The 24407-nt window shown below is 68.2% G+C and carries 24 protein-coding genes; 11 read left to right on the top strand and 13 right to left on the bottom strand.

The window, feature by feature from the left end; all coding sequences use genetic code 11:
• Nucleotides 1–37: 37 nt before the first annotated feature.
• The 6 genes from PWP93_RS08375 (at nt 38) to PWP93_RS08350 (ending at nt 8120) form a co-directional block, all read left to right on the top strand.
• Nucleotides 38–2866, top strand: coding sequence for a DUF4118 domain-containing protein (locus PWP93_RS08375; RefSeq protein WP_421044114.1), 2829 nt, complete (start codon nt 38–40; stop codon nt 2864–2866).
• Nucleotides 2859–3557, top strand: coding sequence for a two-component system response regulator KdpE (gene kdpE, locus PWP93_RS08370; protein ID WP_421044113.1), 699 nt, complete (start codon nt 2859–2861; stop codon nt 3555–3557). Before PWP93_RS08375 ends, kdpE begins: the two co-directional genes overlap by 8 nt.
• Nucleotides 3558–3692: 135 nt before the next feature.
• Complete coding sequence (locus PWP93_RS08365; protein WP_421044112.1) at nt 3693–4013, top strand: DMT family transporter; 321 nt, start codon at nt 3693–3695, stop codon at nt 4011–4013.
• A gap of 186 nt (nt 4014–4199) precedes the next feature.
• A complete protein-coding gene (locus PWP93_RS08360; RefSeq protein WP_421044111.1) occupies nt 4200–4814 on the top strand; it encodes a DUF4126 domain-containing protein in 615 nt (204 codons plus the stop codon).
• A 197-nt stretch (nt 4815–5011) separates the two neighbouring features.
• Nucleotides 5012–7531 carry an ABC transporter permease gene (locus PWP93_RS08355; protein WP_421045041.1) on the top strand — a complete coding sequence of 840 codons (2520 nt, stop codon included), beginning with the start codon at nt 5012–5014 and terminating at the stop codon, nt 7529–7531.
• Nucleotides 7532–7622: 91 nt separating this feature from the next.
• A complete protein-coding gene (locus tag PWP93_RS08350) occupies nt 7623–8120 on the top strand; it encodes a MarR family winged helix-turn-helix transcriptional regulator (RefSeq protein WP_421044110.1) in 498 nt (165 codons plus the stop codon).
• A gap of 16 nt (nt 8121–8136) precedes the next feature.
• Here the strand turns inward: PWP93_RS08350 and PWP93_RS08345 are convergent, their stop codons facing one another.
• The 5 genes from PWP93_RS08345 to PWP93_RS08325 form a co-directional block, all read right to left on the bottom strand.
• Nucleotides 8137–8892, bottom strand: a complete 756-nt coding sequence (locus PWP93_RS08345; RefSeq protein ID WP_421044109.1) for an SDR family NAD(P)-dependent oxidoreductase — start codon at nt 8890–8892, stop codon at nt 8137–8139.
• Nucleotides 8893–9059: 167 nt separating this feature from the next.
• The gene (locus tag PWP93_RS08340) at nt 9060–10733 is read right to left on the bottom strand and encodes an AMP-binding protein (RefSeq protein WP_421044108.1); all 1674 of its coding nucleotides are present in this window, start codon (nt 10731–10733) and stop codon (nt 9060–9062) included.
• Nucleotides 10734–10741: 8 nt separating this feature from the next.
• Nucleotides 10742–11230, bottom strand: coding sequence for an aromatic-ring-hydroxylating dioxygenase subunit beta (locus PWP93_RS08335; protein ID WP_421044107.1), 489 nt, complete (start codon nt 11228–11230; stop codon nt 10742–10744).
• Nucleotides 11231–11248: 18 nt separating this feature from the next.
• Nucleotides 11249–12568 carry an aromatic ring-hydroxylating dioxygenase subunit alpha gene (locus tag PWP93_RS08330; RefSeq protein WP_421044106.1) on the bottom strand — a complete coding sequence of 440 codons (1320 nt, stop codon included), beginning with the start codon at nt 12566–12568 and terminating at the stop codon, nt 11249–11251.
• Between the two features lie 29 nt (nt 12569–12597).
• Nucleotides 12598–13614, bottom strand: coding sequence for a PDR/VanB family oxidoreductase (locus PWP93_RS08325; RefSeq protein WP_421044105.1), 1017 nt, complete (start codon nt 13612–13614; stop codon nt 12598–12600).
• Between the two features lie 289 nt (nt 13615–13903).
• On the opposite strand from PWP93_RS08325, the gene PWP93_RS08320 reads away from it, so the two are divergent.
• From PWP93_RS08320 to PWP93_RS08300, 5 genes are all read left to right on the top strand, one after another.
• Nucleotides 13904–15073 (top strand): thiolase family protein, encoded by a 1170-nt coding sequence (locus PWP93_RS08320; protein WP_421044104.1) that lies wholly within the window; start codon nt 13904–13906, stop codon nt 15071–15073.
• Nucleotides 15070–15381, top strand: a complete 312-nt coding sequence (locus tag PWP93_RS08315) for a Zn-ribbon domain-containing OB-fold protein (RefSeq protein WP_421044103.1) — start codon at nt 15070–15072, stop codon at nt 15379–15381. Before PWP93_RS08320 ends, PWP93_RS08315 begins: the two co-directional genes overlap by 4 nt.
• Before the next feature lie 152 nt (nt 15382–15533).
• Entirely contained in the window at nt 15534–15944 is a 411-nt protein-coding gene (locus PWP93_RS08310; RefSeq protein WP_421044102.1) for a group II truncated hemoglobin, read from the top strand.
• A 147-nt stretch (nt 15945–16091) separates the two neighbouring features.
• A complete protein-coding gene (locus PWP93_RS08305; protein WP_421044101.1) occupies nt 16092–16835 on the top strand; it encodes an alanyl-tRNA editing protein in 744 nt (247 codons plus the stop codon).
• Nucleotides 16832–17455: a DUF924 family protein gene (locus PWP93_RS08300; protein ID WP_421044100.1), complete on the top strand. Its 624-nt coding sequence runs from the start codon at nt 16832–16834 to the stop codon at nt 17453–17455. Before PWP93_RS08305 ends, PWP93_RS08300 begins: the two co-directional genes overlap by 4 nt.
• Nucleotides 17456–17480: 25 nt before the next feature.
• Here PWP93_RS08300 and PWP93_RS08295 read toward each other — a convergent pair whose 3' ends face one another.
• The 8 genes from PWP93_RS08295 to PWP93_RS08260 all read right to left on the bottom strand — a co-directional run bounded on the left by PWP93_RS08295 (nt 17481) and on the right by PWP93_RS08260 (nt 24407).
• Nucleotides 17481–18227, bottom strand: a complete 747-nt coding sequence (locus PWP93_RS08295; protein WP_421044099.1) for an SDR family oxidoreductase — start codon at nt 18225–18227, stop codon at nt 17481–17483.
• A gap of 115 nt (nt 18228–18342) precedes the next feature.
• The gene (locus PWP93_RS08290) at nt 18343–18927 is read right to left on the bottom strand and encodes a TIGR00730 family Rossman fold protein (protein WP_421044098.1); all 585 of its coding nucleotides are present in this window, start codon (nt 18925–18927) and stop codon (nt 18343–18345) included.
• On the bottom strand, nt 18924–19664 hold the full coding sequence (locus tag PWP93_RS08285; RefSeq protein ID WP_421044097.1) for a TetR/AcrR family transcriptional regulator: 741 nt from the start codon (nt 19662–19664) through the stop codon (nt 18924–18926). The genes PWP93_RS08290 and PWP93_RS08285 overlap by 4 nt, the downstream gene beginning before the upstream one ends.
• Before the next feature lie 200 nt (nt 19665–19864).
• Complete coding sequence (locus tag PWP93_RS08280; RefSeq protein WP_421045040.1) at nt 19865–20437, bottom strand: diacylglycerol kinase; 573 nt, start codon at nt 20435–20437, stop codon at nt 19865–19867.
• Nucleotides 20438–20600: 163 nt separating this feature from the next.
• Entirely contained in the window at nt 20601–21632 is a 1032-nt protein-coding gene (locus PWP93_RS08275) for a glycosyltransferase family 4 protein (RefSeq protein ID WP_421044096.1), read from the bottom strand.
• Nucleotides 21633–21709: 77 nt separating this feature from the next.
• A complete protein-coding gene (locus tag PWP93_RS08270; protein WP_421044095.1) occupies nt 21710–22663 on the bottom strand; it encodes a UDP-2,3-diacylglucosamine diphosphatase in 954 nt (317 codons plus the stop codon).
• Nucleotides 22664–22898: 235 nt separating this feature from the next.
• Nucleotides 22899–23474: an RDD family protein gene (locus tag PWP93_RS08265; RefSeq protein WP_421044094.1), complete on the bottom strand. Its 576-nt coding sequence runs from the start codon at nt 23472–23474 to the stop codon at nt 22899–22901.
• A gap of 126 nt (nt 23475–23600) precedes the next feature.
• Nucleotides 23601–24407: a DUF3106 domain-containing protein gene (locus PWP93_RS08260; protein WP_421044093.1), complete on the bottom strand. Its 807-nt coding sequence runs from the start codon at nt 24405–24407 to the stop codon at nt 23601–23603.

Raw genomic sequence — 24407 nt, 5'->3', positions numbered from 1 at the left:
TGAGACGATCTTCCGCGAATCCCCCCATGAAACCCGCATGAACCGCCCCGATCCCGACGAACTCCTCGACCGGCTCCAGCGCGACGAAGAAAAACGCCGCCGCGGCAAGCTGAAGATTTTCTTTGGCGCGTCGGCGGGCGTCGGCAAGACCTACGCGATGCTCCAGGCCGCGCGCCGCCGCCAGGAGGAGGGCATGGACGTGGTGGTCGGCATCGTCGAGACCCATGGGCGCAGCGAGACCGCCGCGCTCACGAGCGGCCTCGAAGAATTGCCGCGCCAGCGCATCGCGTACCGCGGGCGCATGCTCGAGGAGTTCGATCTGGACGCGGCGCTCGGGCGCAAGCCGCAACTCGTGCTGGTCGATGAGCTCGCGCATTCGAATGTCCAGGGCGCGCGCCACATGAAACGCTGGCAGGACGTCTACGAACTGCTCGACGCGGGCATCGACGTCTACACGACTGTCAACGTCCAGCACCTCGAAAGCCTCAACGACGTGGTGGGGCAGATCACCGGCATCCGCGTCTGGGAGACGGTGCCCGACCGCGTGTTCGACGGCGCGGACGAAGTCACGCTGGTCGACCTGCCCGCCGAGGAGCTGCTCGACCGCATGCGCGACGGCAAGGTGTACATGCCCGCGCAGGCCGAGCGCGCGGTGCGCAATTTCTTCCGCAAGGGCAACCTGATCGCGCTGCGCGAACTGGCGCTGCGCCGCACGGCCGATCGCGTCGACGCGCAGATGCACGAGTATCGCGCCGACCGCTCGATCCAGCACGTCTGGCAGGCGCGCGAGCGGCTGCTCGTGTGCGTGGGCCCGGGCCCCGAGGCGAGCGCGCTGGTGCGCGCCTCGGCGCGGCTCGCGGCGAGCCTGAAGGCCGACTGGATCGCCGTGTACGTGGAGACGCCCAGGCTTCAGCGCTTGCCCGACGAGGTGCGCCAGCGTACGCTCGGCGCCCTCAAGCTCGCCTCCGAGCTGGGCGCGGAAACCGCCACGCTCGCCGGCGAGGACGCGGCCGTTACGCTCGCGGGCTATGCGCGGCTGCGCAACGTCTCGAAGCTCGTGGCGGGCGTTTCGGCGCGCAGCGGCGCATCGTGGTGGCGCTGGCTGCGCCGGCCGTTCGGCGAGCGCCTCGCCGAAAAGGCCGAGGGTGCTGACTTGACCTGGTGCGCGCGAGCGCCGCCGATAACGACCGGCTCGCGGGCGCGCAGCGTGAGGCGTCGGCCGCGGCGCGCGGCCAACGCCTGGCGTGCGGCCATCGCGAGCGGCACTGCGAATCGCTCGCCGCCGCGCGCCTACGCGGCGGCGCTGCTGATCTGCGCGTCCATCACGGTGCTCGCGAGCACCGTGATGGACCGCATCGCGCTCGCCAATCTCGTGATGCTCTATTTGCTCGGCGTGATCTTCACGGCGACGAAGCTCGGGCGCGGCCCCGGCGTGCTGCTCTCGTTCGCGAGCGTGGCCGCCTACGATTTTTTCTTCGTGCCGCCGCGCCTGTCGTTCTCGGTGAGCGACACGCAGTACCTGCTGACCTTCGTGGGCATGCTGCTCACCTCGCTCGTCATCAGCCATCTCACTTCGAGCCTGCGCCGCGAGGCGAGCGTCGCGCAGCGGCGCGAGCAGCGCACGGGCGCGATGTACGCGATGGCGCGCGAGCTGGCGGCCGCGCTCGCGACGGAACAGATCGTGGCGATCGGCAGCCGCCATGTGAGCGAGGTGTTCGGCGCGCGCGTGGCGATACTCCTGCCCGACAGCGCCGACAAGGTCCAGCAGAAGATCGAGGACCCCGATCCGCAGATCATGCTCGAACCGGGGAGCCTCGACATCGATGTGGGCCAGTGGGTCTACGACCAGCAAAAGCCCGCCGGCCGCGGCACCGACACGCTGCCCGCAGCGGCGGCGCTCTATCTGCCGCTCAAGGCGCCGATGCGCACGCGCGGCGTGCTTGCGGTGGTCACGCGCGACGCGCGCGAAATGCAGGTGCCCGAGCAGCAGCGCATGCTCGACGCGTTCGCCGCGCAGATCGCGCTCGCGCTCGAACGCGTGCACTACGTGGAGATCGCGCGCGACGCGCTCGTCAACATGGAGTCCGAACGATTACGCAACTCGCTGCTCTCGGCGATCTCGCACGACCTGCGCACGCCGCTCACGGCCATCGTTGGCTTTTCGTCGATGCTCGCGCAGGCGCATGAGTCCGATGCGGCTGGCACGCCGGCCGACGCACGGAATGCACGCTCCGGTGAGCTCATCGAGGCGATCCACGATGAGGCGCTGCGCATGACCGGCATAGTCACGAATCTGCTCGACATGGCCCGGCTGCAGGCGGGCAGCCTCAAGCTCAACCGGCAGTGGACGCTGCTGGAGGAAACCGTGGGCGCGGCGCTGGCCGCGTGCCGCCGCGTGCTGGCGCGGCACCCGGTACAGGTGCAGCTCGAAGCGGGCTTGCCCTTGCTGCAGCTCGACGCGGTGCTCATGGAGCGGCTCTTCTCGAACCTGCTGGAAAACGCCGCGAAGTACACGCCGCCCGACACGCCGCTCACGATCTCCGCGCGCCGCATCGAAGAGAACGGTCAGCCGTTCGTGCGCGTGAGCATCGACGATGCGGGTCAGGGCCTGCCGCACGGCATGGGCGAGCGCGTATTCGAGAAGTTCACGCGCGGCGAGAAGGAATCGGCGAAGCCCGGCATCGGCCTCGGGCTTGCGATCTGCCGCGCGATCGTGGAGGCGCACGACGGTACAATCGGCGCAACCAACCGCCTGGCCGCCGATGGCCACGTCGAAGGCGCGTCGTTCTGGTTTGCGCTGCCGGTGCAGACGCCGCCGCCGTTGCCGACCGATGAACCCGCCGATCTCAAGCCCGCCCATGAGTGATCCGAGCCTCGCCGTTGTCCTGATCGAAGACGAAAAGCAGATCCGCCGCTTCGTGCGCGCATCGTTGGAGGGGGAGGGCATTGCCGTCTACGACGCCGAGACCGGCAAACAGGGGCTCGTCGAGGCGGCGACGCGCAAGCCCGACCTCGTGATCGTCGATCTGGGCCTGCCCGACACGGATGGGCTCGACGTGATCCGCGAGCTGCGCGGCTGGAGCGACCTGCCGGTGATCGTGTTGTCGGCGCGCACGCAGGAGAGCGAAAAGGTTGCCGCGCTCGACGCCGGCGCAGACGATTACCTCACCAAGCCGTTCGGCGTCTCCGAGCTGCTCGCGCGCATTCGCGCGCATTTGCGCCGCCGCAACCGGGGCGGCGCGAACGAAGCGCCGCAGGTGAGCTTCGGCGCGGTGACCGTCGACCTGGCCCTGCGCCAGGTGACGCGCGACGGCGCGCCTGTGCACCTCACGCCGATCGAGTACCGCCTGCTCGCGACCTTCGTGCGCGACGCGGGCCGCGTGCTGACCCACCGGCAACTGCTGCGCGAGGTCTGGGGGCCTTCGCACGTCGAGAGCAGCCACTATCTGCGCATCTATATGGCGCATCTGCGGCAGAAACTGGAGCGCGATCCGGCGCAGCCCGAGCACATCGTCACCGAGACGGGCGTGGGGTATCGGCTGGTGGGCGTGCAGTAGCACTGGCGTGCCGAAGCGGGTGGCCGGCCCGGCCAGGCTGCAGGCCCCGCCGTGATATACTTACAGACGCGTAAGGACGACCTTGCGTCTCATCTTCAAACGGGGACGGCCCCACTTCTCAAGGGGAACGTTCTCGTGGCCTGGATTTACCTCCTCATTGCCGGCGTGCTCGAAGTTGCATGGGCGTCGGGTCTCAAGCTGTCCATTGGATTTACCAAGCTCGGCTGGTCGGCGTTCACCATCGTGACGGCGCTCGGCAGCTTCTGGCTGCTCGCACTCGCCATGCGCCAACTGCCGCTCGGCACGGCGTACGCGGTATGGACCGGCATCGGCGCGGTGGGCGCGTTCATCCTCGGCATCATTGTGATGGGCGAAGCGGCCAGCGTCGCGCGCGTGGCCAGCGCCGCGCTGATCGTACTGGGGCTCGTCGGGCTCAAGCTTTCGTCGGCGGCCTGAGGCGCCTGTTTCAGTGCGGGTTGCCGTGCAGGGCGCGCCACGTCTGGTGCGCTCGTGCAACGCAGCAGCGACGCGAAGGTTTGCGTGGCTATAATGGAATGACCATAGCCCGATCACTCCCAACACTCCGCACCACGTCCGGTTCGTGGGGACGGCGCCGCACGCGCCTCGCGCGAGGAGGCAGTCATGCTGGAACCACTTTCGCTTGCCGCGGGCCTTTCCTGGGGCAGCGGTCTGCGCCTCTACCTCACGGTTCTGATAGCCGGCGTGCTGCAGCGCCTCGGCTTCATCCATTTGCCCGACACACTGGCGATTCTCGCCTCGCCCTGGGTGATCGGCATTGCCGCCGCGCTCACGGTGCTCGAATTTCTCGCCGATAAAGTCCCCGCGTTCGACTCGCTCTGGGACGCCGTGCATACCTTCATCCGCATTCCCGCCGGCGCTGTGCTGGCGGTCGGCGCGCTCGGCCATGCCGATCCGGCGCTGCTCACGGTGGCGGCGCTCGCCGGCGGCACGCTCGCTGGCATGGCGCATCTGGCCAAGGCCGGCACGCGCGCACTGATCAATCTCTCGCCCGAGCCGGTGTCGAACGTCGTCGCGTCCGGCGCGGAGGACGGCATGACCTTTATAGGCGTGCTGCTTGCACTGTTCGCGCCGTTGCTGTTTCTGGTGATGCTCGTGGCTTTCCTGCTGGTGGCTGCCTGGGCCTTGCCGCGCCTATGGCGTGGCGTGCAGGGCGGGTTTCGCGGCATGGCCACGCATATGGTCTCGCGCTTTTCGCTGCGGAGCCGCCACGATTGAGCGGCGCCGGGCCTTCCTCGCCTGCCTCCAGCGCAGCGCCGGGGGGTGACCCGGACCGTTCCGGGCCCATGCCGCCGCGCGCGGGCAGTGAGCAGCCGCACTGCGGCGGGGCGGGCGCTGCACCGCCGGCCGTCCCCACTTCACATACCCCTCGTACCCCGCTTGGCTGGCCCGACCTCGTGCGCCTCGCCGCGCGCATGAGCGCGCGCGACTGGCGCGCGGGCGAGCTGACGATGCTGCTGCTGGCGCTCGTGCTGGCGGTGGCGGCGCTTGCAAGCGTGGGTTTTCTCGCCGACCGGCTCCAGCGTGGCCTGGAGCGCGACGCCCGGGGCATGATCGCCGCGGACTTCATCGTGCGCGCCGACCATCCGGTCGATCCTGCTTTCGCTCAAGAAGCGCAGTCGCTGGCCTTGCATACCGCAACCACGGCCATCTTCCCGAGCATGGTGAGCGCCGAAGGGGCCGCGGGTGCGCCCGACGCCCGGGCGGCCACGCGCCTTGCCGCGGTCAAGTCCGTCTCGCCGGGCTATCCGCTGCGCGGCGCGTTGCGTCTCGCGTCCGCGCCTGGCGCGCCCGAGCGCGAGATGCGGGGCATCCCGCCGCCCGGCACGGTCTGGGTCGACCAGCAACTGCTCGACGCGCTCAAGGTCCAGGTGGGCAGCCGGGTCAAGGTCGGCACGCGCATTTTCACGATCGGCGCGCTCATCACGCGCGAACTCGATCGCGGCTTCTCGTTCGTGAACTTCTCGCCGCGCCTGATGCTCAACGCCGCCGATCTGCCTTCGACTGGCCTCACGGGCTACGGCAGCCGCGTCACGTACCGGCTGCTCGTGGCGGGCCCCGATTCCGCCGTCGCGCGGTTCGCCGAGTGGGCGCACGCGCGAGTGGACGGCGGCAAGCTGCGCGGCGTCGGCCTTGAATCGCTGCAGGACGGACAGCCGCAGGTGCGCCAGGCGCTCGACCGCGCGCGCCACTTCCTTACGCTCGTCTCGCTGCTCACGGCGCTGCTGGCGGCCGTAGCGATCGCGATGGCCGCGCACCGCTACACGCGTCGCCATCTGGACGGCTGCGCCGCGATGCGCTGCCTCGGTGCGAGCCAGCGTACGCTGCGTGCGCTTTTCGTTCTCGAATTCACGGGCCTCGGACTGGCGGGCGGCGTGCTGGGCGTGGTGCTGGGCTATGCGGGCCATCTCGCGTTGCTCGCCTGGCTCGGCACGCTGATCGACGTGGTGCTGCCGCACCCCGGGCCGCTGCCCGCGCTCGAAGGCATCGCGGCGGGCCTCGTGCTACTGCTCGGCTTCGCGCTGCCGCCGCTGCTGCCGCTCACGCGCGTGCCGCCGGTGCGCGTGCTGCGCCGCGAGTGGGGCGACGAGGGCCGCACGGCGTGGGCCGCGTACGCCATCGGCATTGCGCTGTTTGCGGGGCTGCTGGTGATCGCGGCGGGCGAGCTCAAGCTCGGCGGCATCGTTGCGGGCGGCTTTGCGCTGGGACTCGTCGTGTTCGCCGGCGCCGCGCGGGTCGCGCTGTGGGGCGCGGCGCGCGTGGCGCGCAGCCAGCGCAACGGCTTCGAGGCGCGCGCGGGCGTGGGCTGGCGCTATGCGCTCGCATCGCTCGAGCGGCGGCCCGGCGCGAGCGCGCTGCAGATCACTTCGCTCGCGATCGGCCTGATGTGCCTGCTGCTCATCGCGATGACGCGCAACGACCTGATCGACGGCTGGCGCAAATCCACGCCGCCCGATGCGCCCAATGAATTCCTCATCGACATCCAGCCCGAGCAGCGCAACGCCGTGGCCGCGTGGCTCACGACGCACGGCATCGCGAATCCCGATCTCGAACCGATGGTGCGCGGGCGTCTCGTCACGATCAACGGCAAGCCCGTGGATCCCGCAAAGTACAAGAGCGAGGATGCGCGCCGTCTCGTCGATCGCGAGTTCAACCTCTCGTACACGACGCAATTGCCCGAGGACAACCGCATCGAGGCGGGCACGTGGTATGGCGATTCGAGCGCGCCGCAACTATCGATCGAGCAGGGGCTCGCGAAGCTCATCGACGTGAAGCCCGGCGACGTGCTCACCTTCGACGTGACCGGCCTCGAAGTGACGGCGCCGGTGACGAGCGTGCGCAAGCTCGACTGGGGTTCGTTCAAGGTGAACTTTTTCGTGCTGATGCCCCCCGCGCTGTTGCGCGATTTTCCGGCCACGTACATCACGAGTTTTCATCTTCCCGAGAACCGGCGCGCCGTGGTGGACGGGCTCGTTGCACAGTATCCGAACGTGAGCGCCATCGACGTCGGCCCGATCCTCGCGCAGGTCCAGCGCATGCTGGAGCAGGTGATCAACGCGGTGCAGTTCCTGTTTCTCTTCACGCTTGCGGCGGGCGTGCTGGTGCTCTATGCGGCGCTTGCGGGCACGCGCGACGAGCGCATGCGCGAGTCGGCGCTGCTGCGCGCGCTGGGCGCCTCGCATGCGCAGGTGCGCGCGGTGCAGGTGGCCGAGTTCGTTGCCGTGGGCGCGCTCGCGGGGCTGATGGCGGCGGTGGGCGCGCTGGCCGTGGGGTCGGTGCTGGCCACGAAAGTGTTCGCCTTCCATCTCGCGTTCGATCCGTGGCTCCTGCCCGCGGGCGTCGCGGCGGGCGTGGCCTGCGCGGGCGTGGGCGGCTGGATCAGCCTGCGGCATGTGCTCGCGCGGCCCGCACTGCAATCGCTGCGCGATGCGTGAAGGGCCGCGTGCGCTGCGGCTCAGACAGGCGTAGGGCCTGCCATTGGCATGGATTTCGGCATATGATGCCAGGGCTTTTTTCTCCCATGCCATGAATACCGAATCGACTCCCAAGCGCACACCGAAGCGTACGACCCAGCCGGCCGTGCCCGGCGCCCCCGCGCCGATGCGCTTTCTCGACACCTATCTCGCCGCGCTGCTCGCGCGCGCGAGCAGTCTCATTTCCGACGAATTCCACGCCACGCTCGCGCGCAAGAAGATTCCGGTATTGCAATGGCGCGTGCTCGCGTGTCTTTCCGACGGCTCGCTGCCGATGGGCGATCTGGGGCGCGTGATTCTCGCGAAGCAGCCCACGGTGAGCAAGCTGATCGACCGCATGGAGGCGGCGGGGCTGGTCGTGCGTCAGGAAGACCCAGCGAGCCGCCGCCGCACGCTCGTGGCGCTCACGCCGCATGGCAGCACGCTCGCTGCGGAACTGGTGGCGCTCGCGCTGGAGCACGAGGCTTCAGTGCTGCTGCCGTTCGAGCCCGAGACAGCGAAGATATTCGTCGACGTGCTGCGCAAGCTGATCGAGCAGCACGCGAAGTGAGGCGGCCCGAGGCTCGTCAAAGCGTGAGACTGCCCGTGCTCGTGCCGCCGCACACATAAAGCGTTTGCCCCGTGACGAAGCCGTTCTCCGCCGCCGCGAAGAACATTGCGGCGCGCGCGATGTCGTCGGGCTGGCCGAGCCGGCCCACGGGAATGCCGGCCGCGATTTGCGCGACCTTCGGGCTGTCGGCGGGCACGATCTCATGGAACATGTCGGTCTGGATCGGGCCGGGCGCAATCGCGTTCGCGGTGACGCCGAGCGGCCCGAGTTCGAGCGCCCAGGTGCGCACGAGGCCGAGCATGCCCGCCTTGGTCGCCGAGTAGGCCGTGCGCGTGGCGAGCCCGAGCGCGGCGCGCGACGAAATCAGCACGAGACGCCCGAAATGCTGCGTGCGCATGGCGGGCAGCATCGCCTGCGCGAGTGCGATGGGCGCGGCGAGATGCAGGTTCGTGAGTGCGAGCAGGTCTTCGTGCGTGACGTCGGGCAGAAGCGCCGGGCGAATCGCGCCGGCGTTGTGGATCAGCGTGGTGGGTGCATGGCGCGCCGCGATTTCGGACGCGGCTTCACGCGCGGCCGCCGCGTCGCAAAGATCGACCTCGACGGTGCGAAGGCGTGCGTGGCCCGGCGCGTTCGCGCGCAGGTCGAGCGAGATCACTTCATAGCCGGCTTCGAGCAGATGCTCGACGATCGCCCGGCCGATGCCGGCATTGCCGCCGGTGACGATGGCGGCACGGTTCAGGGCGCCTTCCTGGTGGTTGGTGTTCGTGGTCATGTCAGTCTCCGCCGGGCCGCCCCAAGGAGACTGACGGCCCCCTCGGGGGGCAGCGACCGTAGTGAGCGTGGGGGTTGTTTCATGTCAGTCTCCGCCGGGCCGCCCCAAGGAGACTGACGGCCCCCTCGGGGGGCAGCGACCGTAGTGAGCGTGGGGGGCGTTTCATCTCAATCCTGGCGTTTCTTCATGGCGCGCGTGTCGACGCAGCCCGGCTTGCCGGGCAGCGTGCGCGCGAGGTCCTTGAGGGCGGCGCGCTGCACCTTCTGCGTGCCGGTGAGCGGCAGTGCGTCGACGAACGCGACATAGCCGGGCGCCTTGAAATACGCGAGCTGTGCGAGGCAGAGCTCCACGAGCTCGGCGGCGCGCGCAGTGCGCTCGGCTTCGCGCAGCGGCTCGCGCGCGACGACGCAGGCGAGCACTTCGTCGCCGCGCAGCGCATCGGGCGTGGCCGCGACGGCCACGTCGGCCACGCCCGGATGCTTGCGCAGCACGCTCTCGACTTCGACCGCCGAGATGTTCTCGCCGCTGCGGCGAATCACGTTCTTTTTGCGGTCGACGAAATACATCTGGCCGTCGGCATCCCGCCTCACGATGTCGCCGGTATGGAACCAGCCGCCTTCCCAGGCCGTGGCCGTTGCTTCGGGCTCCTTGAGATATTCGCGGAAGAAGCCCCGGCGCGGAGTCTCGCCGCTCGCGCGCACGAGCAGCTCGCCTGGTTCGCCCACGAGGACAGGCTGCCCGTCGTCGCCGACGATCCTGACCTCCAGCGCCGCCTCGGGCTTGCCGAAGCACGACATGCCGATGTTGCGCGGCTCGCGGTTGGCGATCACCACTGCGCCCGCGCCGGTTTCGGTCATCGCCCAGGCTTCGAGCAGCGGGATGCCGAAGCGGGTTTCGAACGGCGCGTGCAGGGTCTTGTCGACGCCTGCGCCAAAGCCGAAGCGCACCGCGTGGTCGCGGTCGTGCACGGTTTCCGGCGCGCCGAGCAGCATGGCCGGCATCACGCCGAGATAGTGGATCACGGTCGCGCGCGCATCGCGTACGCTCGCCCACCAGCTGCGCGGATGAAAGCGGTCGAGCGCGACGATGGCGCCGCCCGCGAGAATCATCGCCATGGTCGAGTACGCCATCGCGTTCATGTGCGTCATCGGCAGCGGCGTGACGAGGCGCTCGACGCCGGGCCGCAGCGCGCACAAGCCGCCGATGCGGTTGTACCAAACGCCCGCGAGCAGAAAGTACTCGTTGGGCAAGACGCAGGCTTTCGGGCGGCCTGTCGTGCCCGAGGTGTAGAGCAGCGCGCATTCGGTGTGGGCGTCGGGCGCATCCTGGACCGGCGCGCGGGCCCCGGCGGCCGCGTGCGGGATCGCATCGGCATCGGCATCGGCATCGGCGTCGTGGAGCGCGACGCTGCGCTGCGCCGCAAGCGCCGCCGCGCGCAGATCGGCATGGCGCGCTGAAGGCGCGACTGCGAGATCGAGTTCGCTGTGGCCTGTGATGTATTCGAGTTCGGCGGCGCGCAACTCGGTCGAGAGTGGCACGACCGAGACGCCGAGCGCATTCAGCGCGAGCCAGTGCAGGAAGAACGTGGGCCGGTTTTCGAGCATCAGCCCCGCACGATGGCCGAGGCCAAAGCCCGCGGCGCGGTAGTGCGCAGCGAGCGCGTCGACCTGGGAGAGCGCCTCGCCATAGCGCAGCGTTCGTGCGTCGATGCCGTAAATCTGCGCGGTCTCCGGCAGCACGACGAGGAAGTCGTGGTCGGGATAGCGCGCGGCGCTCGCGGCAAAGGCCGCATAAACCGAAGCGAACGGCAATGGATCGGAATGGCGTGGTTCGTGGTTCACCGCGTGCCTCACATGAAAAGCTGGACCGACGGCAGCGCCGCGTCGCAATTGAGCAGATCGATGCGCTTTTCGCGGATGCGCAGCGCGCCGCCTTCCTCGACGAGGTGATGGCGCACCACGCCTGTGAAGATCAGTTGTTCGTCGCCGCGCGCTTCGGCGTAGAAGAACGGCGTGCGCAAGCGGTAGCCGTCGGCGCCGGCGGACTCGATCTCGGGGCGCTGCAGTACGTGCTGGCAGCGGCTCTCCGGCTGCTGCGAAAAGGCGCGCGGCTGTTTCAGGCGCTCGACGCGCAGCTTGAGCAGCAGGCGGTCCTCATGCATCAGCGAGGCATGATTGAGGCCGTCGCGCTGATCGGGCGCGAGCGGAATCCAGTAGAGCCCGTCTGCGGCGAACAGCTCGTACCATGCGTCGAGCTGCTTTTCGTCGATGAGGCGCGCCTCGCGGTAGACGAAATCGGCGAGCGTCTCGCGCAGGGCCGTGTCAGGTGTTGCAGTCATCGCTGGGTCCCCCCGGAATTATTTCGACGCTTGCGGCGCCATGTAGCGCGCCCACGCGCGGAACTGGTTGCGCATCGAGATCTCGCTCGTGCCGTTGACGGTGAGGTCGCGCGCCTCGCTCTCGTCGGCGCGATAGTCGCGGTGCAGGCTCACCCATGCGTTGCCGTTCGCGGCGAGGCCTTCCTGGATCGCGCGGTACGCGTGCAGGTCGTCGTGGCCCACCACCGACATTGGCGAGTTGATGAGACGCGAATACGTGAGCGTGCGTTGCAGCAGCACCTCGGGCGCGCCCTTGAGGCGGAATGTCCACGACTCGATCACCGTCTTGTCCGGCGCGATGGGGCGCACCACGCGGATCGCCTGGATTGCGCCCTTGATCGTGAGGCTCGGGTAGTAGACCGTGTTGTGACGCGAGGTGCCGAGCACCTGCCTGGCTTTTTCCTCGCCCCAGGCCGCGGCCAGCTGCTGCTCGTATTCGGGCAGCGCGGCGTAGCTCGAATGGATCGAGAAGTTCACGCCCGTGTAGCTGTGGCCGTTCTCGAACACGCGCACGCCCATGCCGTCGAAGAACGCGTAGTCGGACACGAACGGCACGAACTGCTCGATTGCCATGGGCTTCGGCTCATCGGCGCTCTTGCCGTCCCAGAGCTTTTTCGCTGTGCCCGCAGACGATTCGTGCGCCACCATCGGATGCATCGTGTCGTTGAGGTTCTCGACGAACATCTTCCAGTTGCAGTTGTGCACGTAGCGCAGGCAGCCGCCCGCGATTTCGAGCTCGCCTTCGGGCGAGCGGTCGGCCATGTTGTCGATGGACGAGAGCGAGTCGCCGAAATAGTCGCCGAACGACGGGCCTTCGTCGGACAGGCGCACGAACACGAAGCCGCGATACGTCTGTACGTTGGCTACGGCGGTCAGGCCTTGGCCCGAGGGGCACTCGCTCATGCGCGTGCCTTCGTAGCCGTTCTTCAGCGGAATCGCGAGCGGCTTGCCATCGGTCTGGTAGGTCCACGCATGGTAAGGACAGCGGAAGAATTTGCCGGTGTTGCCGGTGGGGGCGCTCACCAGCTTCGCGCCCTTGTGCGCGCAGCGGTTCTTCAGCACGCGCACGCTGCCGTCGGCCTGGCGCACCATCACGAGCGGCTCTTTTGCGATGTCGACGGTGAGGTAGTCGCCGGTGTTGGGCACCTGGCTCGTGTGGCCGAGATAGACCCAGGTGCGGTGAAAGAGCCGCTCCATTTCGAGGTCGAACACTTCCTGATCCAGATACACGTCGCGGTGGACCTGGTCCGGCTCGACGAGCGCGGCAAGCGCGGCGGCGTCTTCGCGATAGCGGGGCATGACGGACTCCTTGGCTGGGGCGTGGATGTTTATGCGTCGATGATGAGGCGGCCCGCGCGGGCGCGCGACACGCAGATGTGCATCACCTTGCCCGAGCACTTTTCCGCTTCGCTCAGGCAGTAATCGCGGTGATCGACTGCGCCTTCGATCACGCCCACCTGGCACACGCCGCATTCGCCGCGTTTGCAGTCGTAGAGCGGATCGAGCCCGGCGTCGAGCATGGCGTCGAGGATCGTCTGCGCGGGGGCCACGGTGAGGGTCATGCCGCTCTGGCGCAATTCGACTTCGAATGCGGCGTCGCCGGCGTGGGGCGTGGCGGCTGCGAACAGCTCCGAGCGGATGCGCTCGCGCGGCCAGCCGCGTTCGGTGGCAAGCCCGATGACTGCGTCGATCAGGCCTTGCGGGCCGCAAACATAGATCGGCTGGCCCGGCGTGAGCGTGGCAAACAGGCGCGCGAGGTCGAAGCGGTTAGCTTCGCTGTCTTCATCGTCGCCATAGAGATGCAGGTGCTCGCCGGCGAGCGCGCGCAGTGCGCCGACGAAGGCGAGTTGCGCGATCGAGCGCCCCGTGTAGTGCAGGGTGTAGCGGGCCGCGCGTGCGGCCAGCGTGGCGGCCATCGAGGCGATCGGCGTGATGCCGATGCCGCCCGCGATCAGCACGGCGTCGGCGGTGTCGGCGGTGTCGGCGGTGTCGGCGTCGAGCGCGAAGGCGTTGACGGGCGGCGCGATGCGCAGGGTGTCGCCGGCGAGCACTTGCGTGTGCATCCACAGCGAGCCGCCCGCGCCCACGTCTTCGCGGCGTACCGCGACCAGGTAGTGATCGGGCGCGTGCTCGCACGCGCTGCAGGTTTCGGATGCGAGATTGATGAGCGAATAAGCGCGCCAGTCGCCACCGCCCACTTGCACGCGGATATGCGCACCGGCAGTGAAGCCGGGCAGTGCTCGGCCATCGGGCGCGCGCAGGCGAAACGCGGTGACGTGCGTCGTAAGCGGCTCGACGGCTTCGACGAGGACGTCGAAGGCATCGATGACGGGCGCGGTGCTCATTGCGAGGCTCCTTGTGCGGCGACGGCGGCGCCGCCTGTTTCGATCAGCGGGATTGACGCGTTGCGACGGCGATTCGAGCGCGCATCTGCGTGAACGTCCGCGAGACCCCCCCGCGTAAACCCTTTAGACTCGAAAATATGAAAATTCATGTGTTTTATTGGATAATGAAAAAAACCGGCTGTCAAGGCGGGTGCGCCCGAGGTCGGGGCGGCAGGAAAAGCGCGGAGGAGTCGAGGCAAGATGAACACGGACAGGACACGCGCGGCGGCAAGCCGTGCGAGGAGGGGACATGGAATCTGATTTCGGAGGCGCTGCCGTAGTCTGTGGCGTCGAGGTGCCGTATCGGCGCCAGGCGCCGGAGCACACGACCGGCGATTTGCTCGCCCAGGCGTTTGCGCTGGCGCTCGAGCAATCGGGGTTCGATGCGCGCGAGGTGGACGGCCTTGGCGTGGCGTCGTTCACGCTCGCGCCCGATCATGCGATCGACATGGCCTGGCGGCTGGGCATCAGCCCGCGCTGGTGCATGGACGACTGCCACGGCGGCGCGAGCGCGATCAACATGCTGCAGCACGCGATCCGCGCGGTGCAGCACGGCGACGCCTCGGTGATCGTGCTGCTGTCCGGCGACCGCTTCGAGGCCGCCGATTTCCGGCAACTGGTCGAGCACTACAACCTCACGACGCGCACGTATCTGCGGCCGCTCGAGAACGGTGGGCCGAACAGCCTCTTCTCGATGCTCACGCAGCGCCATGCGCGCCGCTACGGGCTGGACGCGCGCGATTACGGCGCGTTGTGCGTGGCGCAGCGCGAGTGGGCTGCGCTCAATCCGGGCGCGGTGTACCGCGCGCCGCTCACGCTCGACGAGTATCTCGCCGCGCCGCGCGTGGCCGATCCGCTCGGGCGCTTCGATTGCGTGCCCGTGGTGTGCGGGGCGAACGCCGTCGTGGTGGCGCGCGCGGATCTCGTGAAAGCGCAGGCCGAACACGCGCATGCGCCGCTTCATGTACGCGCCTTGCAATGCCGCTACAACCTCGATCATCAGATCGGCGATGGCCTGGAGACGGGCCTTGCCGCGCTCGCCGGCGCGCTCTGGGCACAGGCTGCGGCCACGCCCGCCGACATCGACGTGATTTCGGTCTATGACGACTACCCGGTGATGACGCTGATCCAGCTCGCCGATCTCGGCTACGCGCCCGGCGGCGACCTGCGCGCGCTGATCGCGCGCATTGCGTTGCGCAAGCTGGCGGTGAATACCTCGGGCGGGCAGCTTTCGGCGGGGCAGGCGGGTGCGGCGGGCGGCATGCACGGGCTTGTCGAAGCGATCCGGCAGCTTCAGGGCCTGGCCGGTGCGCGTCAGGTGCATGAGGCGCGGCTCGCGCTCGTGAGCGGCTACGGCATGGTGCAGTACCGCTACGGCATGTGTGCGAATGCCGTCGTGCTCGAAAGGAGGCCGGCATGAGCGAGACGGTTCTGATGATTCCGCGCTGCAACGCGTGCGGCGAGGCGGTGTTTCCGGCGCGCTATCGCTGCCCGTGCTGTGGCGCGGCGGATTGGGCGAGCGAGGCTGCGGGTGGCGGCGTGGTGGAGGAAAGCACGGTGGTGCGCCATCGTGTGGGAGCCCAGGGCGGGAGCGACGTGTATCTCGCCAGCGTGCGCGCCGAGGCCGGCCCTGTGGTGATCGCGCGCAGCGACACGGCGCTGCGCGAGGGCGAAGCGGTGGCGCTCGTCATCGACGAGGCCATGCGGGTGTGGGCGCGAGGGCGCTAACGGCTTATCACAAGCATGGCGCAGGAAGGGGGCGGCGCATTGCCTGCGCCGCCATGCGAAAATGGCGGCTTCCCCGGCAGGACGTCAGGCGTCTTGCCGACACCGTTTTGGCAACCGAATTTCGCAACCGAATTTCGCAACGATTGAACCGTATGACCGATCCAGCCGACGAAGCGCCCCAGCAACCCACGGCCTTCGAACTCCTCGGCGGCGAGGCGCGCGTGCGCGAGCTCGTCGACCGTTTTTATGACCTGATGGATCTCGAGCCCGAGTTTGCCGGCATCCGCGCGATGCACCCGCAGACGCTGGACGGCTCGCGCGACAAGCTGTTCTGGTTCCTGTGCGGCTGGCTCGGCGGCCCGGACCACTACATCGAGCGCTTCGGCCATCCGCGCCTGCGCGCGCGACACCTGCCGTTCGCCATCGCCTCGTCCGAGCGCGACCAGTGGCTGCGCTGCATGGCCTGGGCGATGGAGGATGTCGGCCTGGCCGAGGCGCTGCGCGAGCGCCTGCTGCATTCGTTTTTCGATACCGCAGACTGGATGCGCAATCGTCCGGGCTGAGGCGGGCTTCGTGAAGCGATCGACTCGATCGGCCCGGTAAGCGCGCCGGTACAGTCCGGCGGTGGCGCGCGCACAGCCTGTCTTTTGGTCCGCTGCGTGCGTTCCCATAATGCAGGATTCGGCCTTGACGGCAGGAGACAGATCCCCATGACGACACCTCCCACCCGCGCGCTCTTTCGCGAAGACGCCTATCTCACGCAGTGCGACGCCACGGTGATCGCCGTCGACGACGATGGCGTGCGGCTCGACCAGACCGTGTTCTATCCGCTCGGCGGCGGGCAGGCCGGCGATACGGGCGCGCTCGTGCTTGCGGACGGCACGCGCATCACGATCGCCGACACACGCAAGGCCAAATTCGAAGGCGCGACCCCCGACGACGCGCTGCACGTCCCGGCGCGGGGCCAGGAGGCGCTGCTCGCGCGCCTTGCCGCCGGCGAACGCGTGCGCGCGCAAATCGATTGGGCGCGCCGTCATCGGCATATGCGGCTGCATACGGCGAGCCATCTGATGTGCGCGGTGCTGCCCTATGCGGTGGACGGCTGCAGCATCACGACCGACTATGCGCGCCTGGATTTTGCGACCGTCGAGCCGATCGAGCGCGAGAGTGTCGAGGCGCGTCTCGCCGAACTGGTGGCCGGTGCGCATCCCGTCGCCACCGAATGGATCACCGACGAGCAAATGCAGCAGCGTCCCGAACTCGTGCGCACGATGAGCGTGAAGCCGCCGATGGGGCTCGGGCGCGTGCGCCTGCTGCGCATCGAGAACGTCGACCTCCAGCCTTGCGGCGGCACGCACGTGCGCAATACCGAAGAGATCGGCCGCCTGCGCGTGGCGAAGCTCGAAAAAAAGAGCGCGCGCACGCGCCGGCTCGTGCTGGAGCTGGCCGAATGAGCGCCGCGCCCGACGCCGCTCCCACACACGACGGGCTCGATCCGCGCGCGAGAGAGGTGCTCGACTTCTGGTTCGGCCTGCCGGGCTCGGCGGAATTCGGCTACGAGCGCAAGATGTGGTTTCGCAAGGATGGGGCGTTCGATGCGCGGCTGCGCGAACGCTTCGGCGCGCTGCTCGACGCCGCGTGCGCGGGCGAACTCGATGCGTGGTGCGCGACGCCCGAGGGCGCACTGGCGCTCGTGATCGTGCTCGACCAGTTCTCGCGCAATTGCCATCGCGGCACGCCGCGTGCGTTTTCTTCGGACGACAAGGCGCTCGGCATCGCGCGCGCGATGCTGGCGAGCGGCGCCGATCGGCATCTGCCGAGCCCGCATCATCGCGTGTTCGCGTATCTGCCGTTCGAGCACGCGGAATCCGCCGAGGCGCAGCGCGAGTCGTTGCGGCTGTTCGGCGAACTCGCGCACGATGATCCGCAATGCAAGGGTTACTACGATTACGCGCTGCGCCACGCGGCCGTCATCGAACGCTTCGGGCGGTTCCCGCACCGCAATGTGCAGCTAGGGCGCACGACCACCCGCGACGAAGCCGCGTTTCTGCGCGAGCCAGGCTCGTCGTTCTAACGCGCTGGGGCGCTGGGCGGATCGCTCAGCGCCCGCCGCTCACATCGAGCAGGGCGCCCGTCACGTACGACGCCGCATCGCTCAAAAGCCACACGATCGTTTGCGCCACTTCGTCGGCGCTGCCAGGACGACCGAGGGGCGTTTGCGCGCCGAGCACGGCCGCGCGCTCGGGCCGGCCGCCGCTCGCATGGATTTCCGTGTCGATGAGGCCCGGGCGCACCGCATTCACGCGCACGCCCTGCGGACCGAGTTCCTTGGCGAGGCCGATCGTCATCGTGTCGATGGCGCCCTTGGACGACGCATAGTCGACGTACTCGTTGGGCGAGCCGATGCGCGCCGCCGCCGAGGACACATTCACGATCGAGCCGCCGTCGCCGCCGCGATCCTTCGACATGCGCCGCGCCGCTTCGCGCGCGCACAGGAAGGCGCCGTAGACGTTCACATCGAACATGCGCTTGAGGCGCGCGGCGTCCATGTCGGCGACTTGCGAGCCGGGCGCGACAATGCCAGCGTTGTTCACGAGCGCATCGATGCGCCCGTACGCCGATTCGAGCGTGTCGAACATCGCGACCACGTCTGTCTCGCTGGCCACGTCGCCGCGCAGCACGCGCGCGTGGCCGCCCGCGCGGCCCACCTCGGCCGCGGTTTCCTCCGCGGCCGGTTCGTTGTGCAGATAATTCACGCCCACGGTCCAGCCGTGCGCACCGAGCAGCCGCGCGCATGCGCGGCCAATGCCGCGGCTCGCGCCTGTGATCAGAACGACCTTGCCCATCTGGATGTCACCTCCTGTCGATGGCGTCCATGCGTAGCATGGGGATGCGCGTGCGGCGCGGATCAGCGCGGGCTCAGCCGCCCAAAGCGCCCAAAGTGCCTAAACGCCCCAATGCTCAAACGTTCTCGCGCTGATCGGCCCACTTGTCCTTGGCGGGTGCGTGGTAGTGCCTGAGCTTGCCGATCAGCGCGGCGGGGTCGCTGTCGATCTGCAGCAGCTCGAAATAGGTCTGGCGCATGAAGCCTTCGCGCACGGTGTGATCGAGCAGCGCGATGAGCGGGTCGTAGAAGCGATCGATATTGAGCACGCCCACCGGCTTGTGGTGATAGCCGAGCTGCGCCCACGTGTAGACCTCGAACAGCTCTTCGAGCGTGCCCGCGCCGCCGGGCATCGCGACGAACGCATCGGAGAGGTCGGCCATCATCTTCTTGCGCTGATGCATGTCGGGCACGACGTGCAGCTCCGTCAGGCCGTTGTGACCCACTTCCTTGTCCACCAGCAGCTCGGGAATCACGCCGATCGCGCGGCCGCCGTGGGCCATCACGGTATCGGCGATCACGCCCATCAGGCCCACCTTGCCGCCGCCGTAGACGAGCGCGAGATTGGCCTCGACGAGTGCGCGCCCGAACGCCTGCGCTGCTTCGTGATAGACCGGTCTGGCTCCCATCGAGGAGCCGCAATATACGCAGACTGCTTTCATGCGCGGGAATCCTTGTTGTCCTTGGCGCCTGCCGTCCCCGACGCGCCTTCGCGTGGCGGCAGGTAATCGTAGAACTGCCGCTTGGGCAGCTTGCCCGAGACGAGATCGTCGAAGAGCTGGCGCGCGCGGCCACGCAGATAAGGCGCCATCAGCGAGATGATCTGCACGCTCACCTGGTGCAGCTCGTCCTGGATCGCTTCCTGGTCGTTGTATTTGCGCGGGTTCATCACGAACTGGTAGGAGAGCCAGTAGGTGGCTATCACGCCGATATTGGTCGAGATCACGTCGATCTCGGCGGCCGTGGCGACCATCTCGCCGTCTTCCACGAGTTGCTCGCAGAACTGCTTCGCGAAGTGCACCTTGTGGCTGATGATCTGCTTGAAATGCATCTCCAGCGTGCGATTGCGTGCGAGCAGGTCGTTCAGGTCGCGGTAGAGGAAGCGGTAGCGCCACGTGAAATCGACCATGTATTGCAGGTACGCCCACATTTCGTCGATGGTGGCGCGATGGTCGTCCGGAAAGCGCAGACGCTTTTCGATCTCCTGCTCGAACTGGCTGAAGATGCTGTTGATGATGTCGTCTTTGTTGCGGAAGTGGTAGTACAGGTTGCCTGGACTGATCTCCATTTCCTCGGCGATGGTCGTCGTGGTGACGTTGGGCTCGCCGATCTCGTTGAACAGTTTCAACGACAGCTCAAGAATCCGTTCGCGTGTACGGCGGGGAGGTTTTGAATCCATGTCGTCCGGCCTTGGATGTGCGGCGCTGGGCCGGCAACGCTGTCGCAAGTGCGAAGCGTCGCGTGCCCGGTCGCGGGTGGTCGTTTTTTAAGACTGTCGTTCGATTATAAACCGACGATCCCGGCGTCTATCCACCCCTGTCCGCCAGGCGGGGCATGAACGCCGGGAAAGGGGCGTGCAGTGCGGGACGGGTGCGGGGCTCAGCGCGCGCCGAGCCAGTGCAGCAGCGCGGGGCCGAAGCGTGGCACGAGGATCAATCCCCACGCCATCACGCAGGTGAGGAGCGCGACCGTGACCGCCGCGCTGCCGAGATCCTTGGCGCGGCCCGAAAGTTCGTTGCGTTCGAGGCCGATGCGGTCGACGGCGTTTTCGATGCTCGAATTGAGCAGCTCGACGATCAGCACCAGCATCACCGAGCCGAGCAGCAGCACGCGCTCGACCGGCTCGACCGGCACCAGCACGCCGATGGGCACGAGGATCGCCGCGAGCGTGAGCTCCTGGCGAAACGCGCTTTCCTCGCGGATGGCGACGCGAAAACCCTTGATTGAATATTTGAGCGCGTGCCAGGCGCGCATCACGCCGCGGTTGCCCTTGTAGGGGTTGAACGGCAGTGGGGCCAACGGATCGTCCGGGCCGAGCGGCTCGTGCAGATGCGCGGGCTCCAGCGGCTCGGTTGGTCCGGGCGGTTCGCGATGCGGCGCGGGGCGTTCGCCCGCGCACGAAGACGCGAGCGCTGGGGGCGCCTTGGAGGGGGATGAGGGACTTGGGGCCATAACAGACGAAGTCGATGCCGCAGTATCGCACGCGTCCTCGTCCGCTGCGCGGGGCGCGGCTGTGAGCGTCTGGCCGCCATCGTCGGCGTCGACGGTGGCGCCAGGTGCGGGGCGGATGCGGGTCATCGGCTTCGCTGCGGGCTGCAGGCGGTATTCGAGGCGCTCAGGCCGCCGCGCCCGATTCCTGCATGCGGGCGCTCGAGCGCGGCTTCAGGTGCGAGGCGAACTGCTCCGATGCGGCCGTCCACGAAAAGCGCTCGGCCCACGCGCGCGCCGCGGTGCGATCGATCTTGAGGGCTTCGAGGCAGGCGTCGCGCAGATCCGCGTTCATGGCACCTGCGCCGCCCGTGCCCAGCACGTCGATCGGACCCGTGACCGGGTAGGCGGCCACCGGCGTGCCGCAGGCGAGCGCTTCGAGCAGCACGAGGCCGAAGGTATCGGTGCGGCTCGGGAATACGAACACGTCGGCGGCGGCATAGACCTTTGCGAGCTCGGGCTGGCTCAGCACGCCCAGGTAGTTGGCCAGGGGATAGCGCGACTTGAGCTCGGCGAGCGCCGGGCCTTCGCCGCAGACCCACTTCGAGCCCGGCAGATCGAGCTTGAGGAAGGCTTCGACATTCTTTTCCACGGCCACGCGCCCCACGTAGAGGAAGATCGGGCGCGCCGTGTTGAGCACCTTCGACTCCATTGGCCGGAAGATGTCGAGATCGACGCCGCGCGTCCACAGCACGACGTTCGTGAAGCCGAACTTCTCGAGGTTGGTCTTGACGACGGGCGTGGGCGCCATCACCGCGAGCGAGGGCTTGTGGAACCAGCGCAGGAAGCGGTAGGTCGCTTCGAGCGGAATGCCGAAGCGCGCCTGCACGTACTCGGGAAAGCGCGTGTGATAGGCGGTCGTGAACGGCAGGTCGTGGTCGATGGCGTAGCGGCGCGCGGCCAGCCCGAGCGGGCCTTCGGTGGCGACGTGGATGGCGTCAGGGCCGAACGCGTCGATGCGCTTGCGCAGATGGCGTCCCGGCATCAGCGAGAGCCGGATTTCCGGGTACGTCGGGCACGGCACTGTGCGGAACTCGAGCGGCGTGAGCAATTCGACCTGATGCCCGAGCGCGATGAGTTCGCGCGTGGTGTTCTTCAGCGTCCGTACCACGCCGTTGACTTGCGGCTCCCATGCATCGGTCACGATCATCACTTTCATTGGTCGTCGGCTCTCGGGTTACGTCGGTTGGAATGGCGGGTTGTGGCGGGTGAGGCTTAAGCGTGTTCTAGCGTGGTTCAGGCCGCGCTCACGCGCTGCTTGCGCGCCGCGCGCTGGGCTTCGGGCGACTGCATTACGGTCCAGTAGACGATGCGCAGCTCGCCCTCGAAGGTCTCGACGAGCGCCGAAAGGCTTTCCACCCAGTCGCCGTCGTTGCAATAGAGCACGTCGTCGATCTCGCGGATCTCGGCTTTGTGGATGTGGCCGCAGACCACGCCGTCGCAGCCGCGACGACGCGCTTCGTCGGTCATCACGCTCTCGAACGACGAGATGAAGTTCACCGCGTTCTTGACCTGGTGCTTGAGGTACTGCGAGAGCGACCAGTACTGGAAGCCCATGCGCGCGCGGATGCGGTTGAACCAGCGGTTCAGCACCAGAATCATCGTGTAGGCCGAGTCGCCGAGATAGGCGAGCCATTTGGCGTGCTGGATCACCCCATCGAAGAGATCGCCGTGCACGACCCACAGGCGCTTGCCGGAGAGCGTCGTGTGGAACGCCTCCTCGCGCACGTGGATGTCGCCGAACGCGAGGTTGCAGAACTGGCGCGCGCCTTCGTCGTGATTGCCGGGGATGTAGACCACCTGGGTGCCCTTGCGCGCCTTGCGCAGGATTTTCTGCACGACATCGTTGTGCGCCTGCGGCCAGTACCAGCCCTTGCGCAGTTGCCAGCCGTCGATGATATCGCCCACCAGATACAGATACTCGGACTCGTTGTGGCGCAGGAAGTCGAGCAGATAGTTCGCCTGGCAGCCGTTGGTGCCCAGATGAATGTCGGAGAGCCAGATCGTGCGATAGCGGTGCGGGGCGGGGTGATCGTCGTCGTGGGCGGCGGGAGACGGCGCGCCGTTCAGGGGCAAAGGCAGGGACAGTGCGGGCGCTGTTGCGCCGGGACCGGGGTGGAAGGCGGCGGGGTCGGCGCCCGGCCCGGTGGTCTGCCGGAATAATGAGGTCGCGGACGTCTTCTGGGCCATGGCACACGCGGCAGGTTGCAATACGCGCATTGCGCCATGAAGCCGTGACGTCGACGTGACAGTCACAAGAAGGTCTTGTTACGCAGTCCTTGTGAGAATCCGGAGGCGCGCGCGAAGCCGCGCGGAGGCTGGCGGCGGCATGGTGGCCTGCGCGAACGGCAGCGCAGGCGCGACGTGCCGTGACGTGCCGTGACGGTTCGATGACGGGGCGGCGCGGCGGCGCTGGCGTCTGGGCTTACCTCGGCAGGGCGAGGATGCGTGTCCCGGCGATCCTGTCGTGCAGGAACTGGCGTCCGGGCGCGAAGCGCGCGCTCGCGGCCCACAACGCGAACCAGACGGCTTCGAGCACGAGCGTATGCGGTACCGAAAGGTTCAGGAGCGGATGTAGCGCGAGCGGTGGCAAAAACCACAGCCACGCAGCGAAGTAGCGAAGGGTGGCGCGGGCGAGCGAGGGTGGTGCGCCGTCGGGGCCGACTACGCGCAGGCGCCAGGTCTTCATCGGCAGCGTTTGCCCGCCGCGATGCCACAAGCCGACGAAATAGACCGCCGCCACGAAGGCGATCCACGCGGCCATCAGCCGATGATGGGTGTAGCCGTTGCGCTGTTGCAAAACGAGGCTGAACGCGAGTCCGGCGGCGAAGATCACGCCAAATAGCAGCACAGCTTCGTAGACGAGCGCGGCGAGCCTTCGCCGCACGGTAACGGGTGGCAAGGGTGAGGGCGGCTGTGCGTCAGGCGTTGCTGCGTATGCGGATGGCGAGCGTTGCGCAACGCTTGCGGCGGGCACGGTGGCGGAGACGGGTTCGGTCACGGCGGCGTCGCGATGCAGATAAGGGACGGGACACCGTGAGGATAAACGCTAAGCGCTGCGGTGAGTAACGCGGGAAAACGCGCTGGCGCCCGCGAAGGGCGACGCACAGAGCGTACAAGCGCGCGCTCAGGATCCCTTGAATGCCGCAGGCGCCTCGGCGGGCGATACCGGTATGGGAATGGCCGGCACGAAACTGCCCGCTGCGGGGATGCTGGCTGCGAGCGCGGCAGCGGGCGGCGTCGGGAGTTGCCCGGAGGTACCCGGCTGACCAGGCTGCGCCGGCGAGGACGCGCCTCGCGCCCCAGAGGCGCCGGACGCCGTGCGCGCCCGCACGCCGTGCTCGCGCTCGTTCACGAGCCGTCCGATGTCGCGAATCTCGCTCTTGTTGCCGCTCGGCGGCGCGCTGACCACGGTGCGGCGCTTGCGCTCGCTGGCGGCGAGGTGCTCTTTCTGCTCTTCGGGAAGCTGCTGATAGGCCTTCCACGCACGCTGGCGCGCCTGTGCGGTCAGTTCCTTGGACACCTGATAGTTCTCGCGCGCCACGCGGCGCTGCTCAGGCGTCATGCGCACCCATTCGGTCATGCGTTCCTGGAGGCGCTTTTGCGCTTCTGGCGACATCTTCGGGTAACGTGCGGCGATTCTCAGCCACTTGCGCTTGCGCGCGTCGCTGAACGTGTCCCATTCGCCGGCAAAGGGCGCGAGCGCCGCGCGCTGGGCGTCCGTGAGGCGCGCCCAGGACAGCGGGCCGGCGTTTTCGGGCAGCACAGGCGCGGCAGCCGGGGCCCCGACGCTGGAAGCCTGGGATTGCACCGGCGCCGCGGCAACGGGCCCGGCGGCCGGCGCGGGATGAAAGCGCGGATACGTCGCCACATACGATACGAGCGCCGCGACTACGGTTCCAATGACAACGGCCAAGCCGCGCTTGTAACTCAC

It is taken from the genome of Paraburkholderia sp. A1RI-2L (genome assembly GCF_048957375.1).
Classification (GTDB): Bacteria; Pseudomonadota; Gammaproteobacteria; order Burkholderiales; family Burkholderiaceae; genus Paraburkholderia.
The sequence above is the reverse complement of the archived record's forward strand: the minus strand, read 5'-3'. Positions and strand labels throughout refer to the sequence as shown.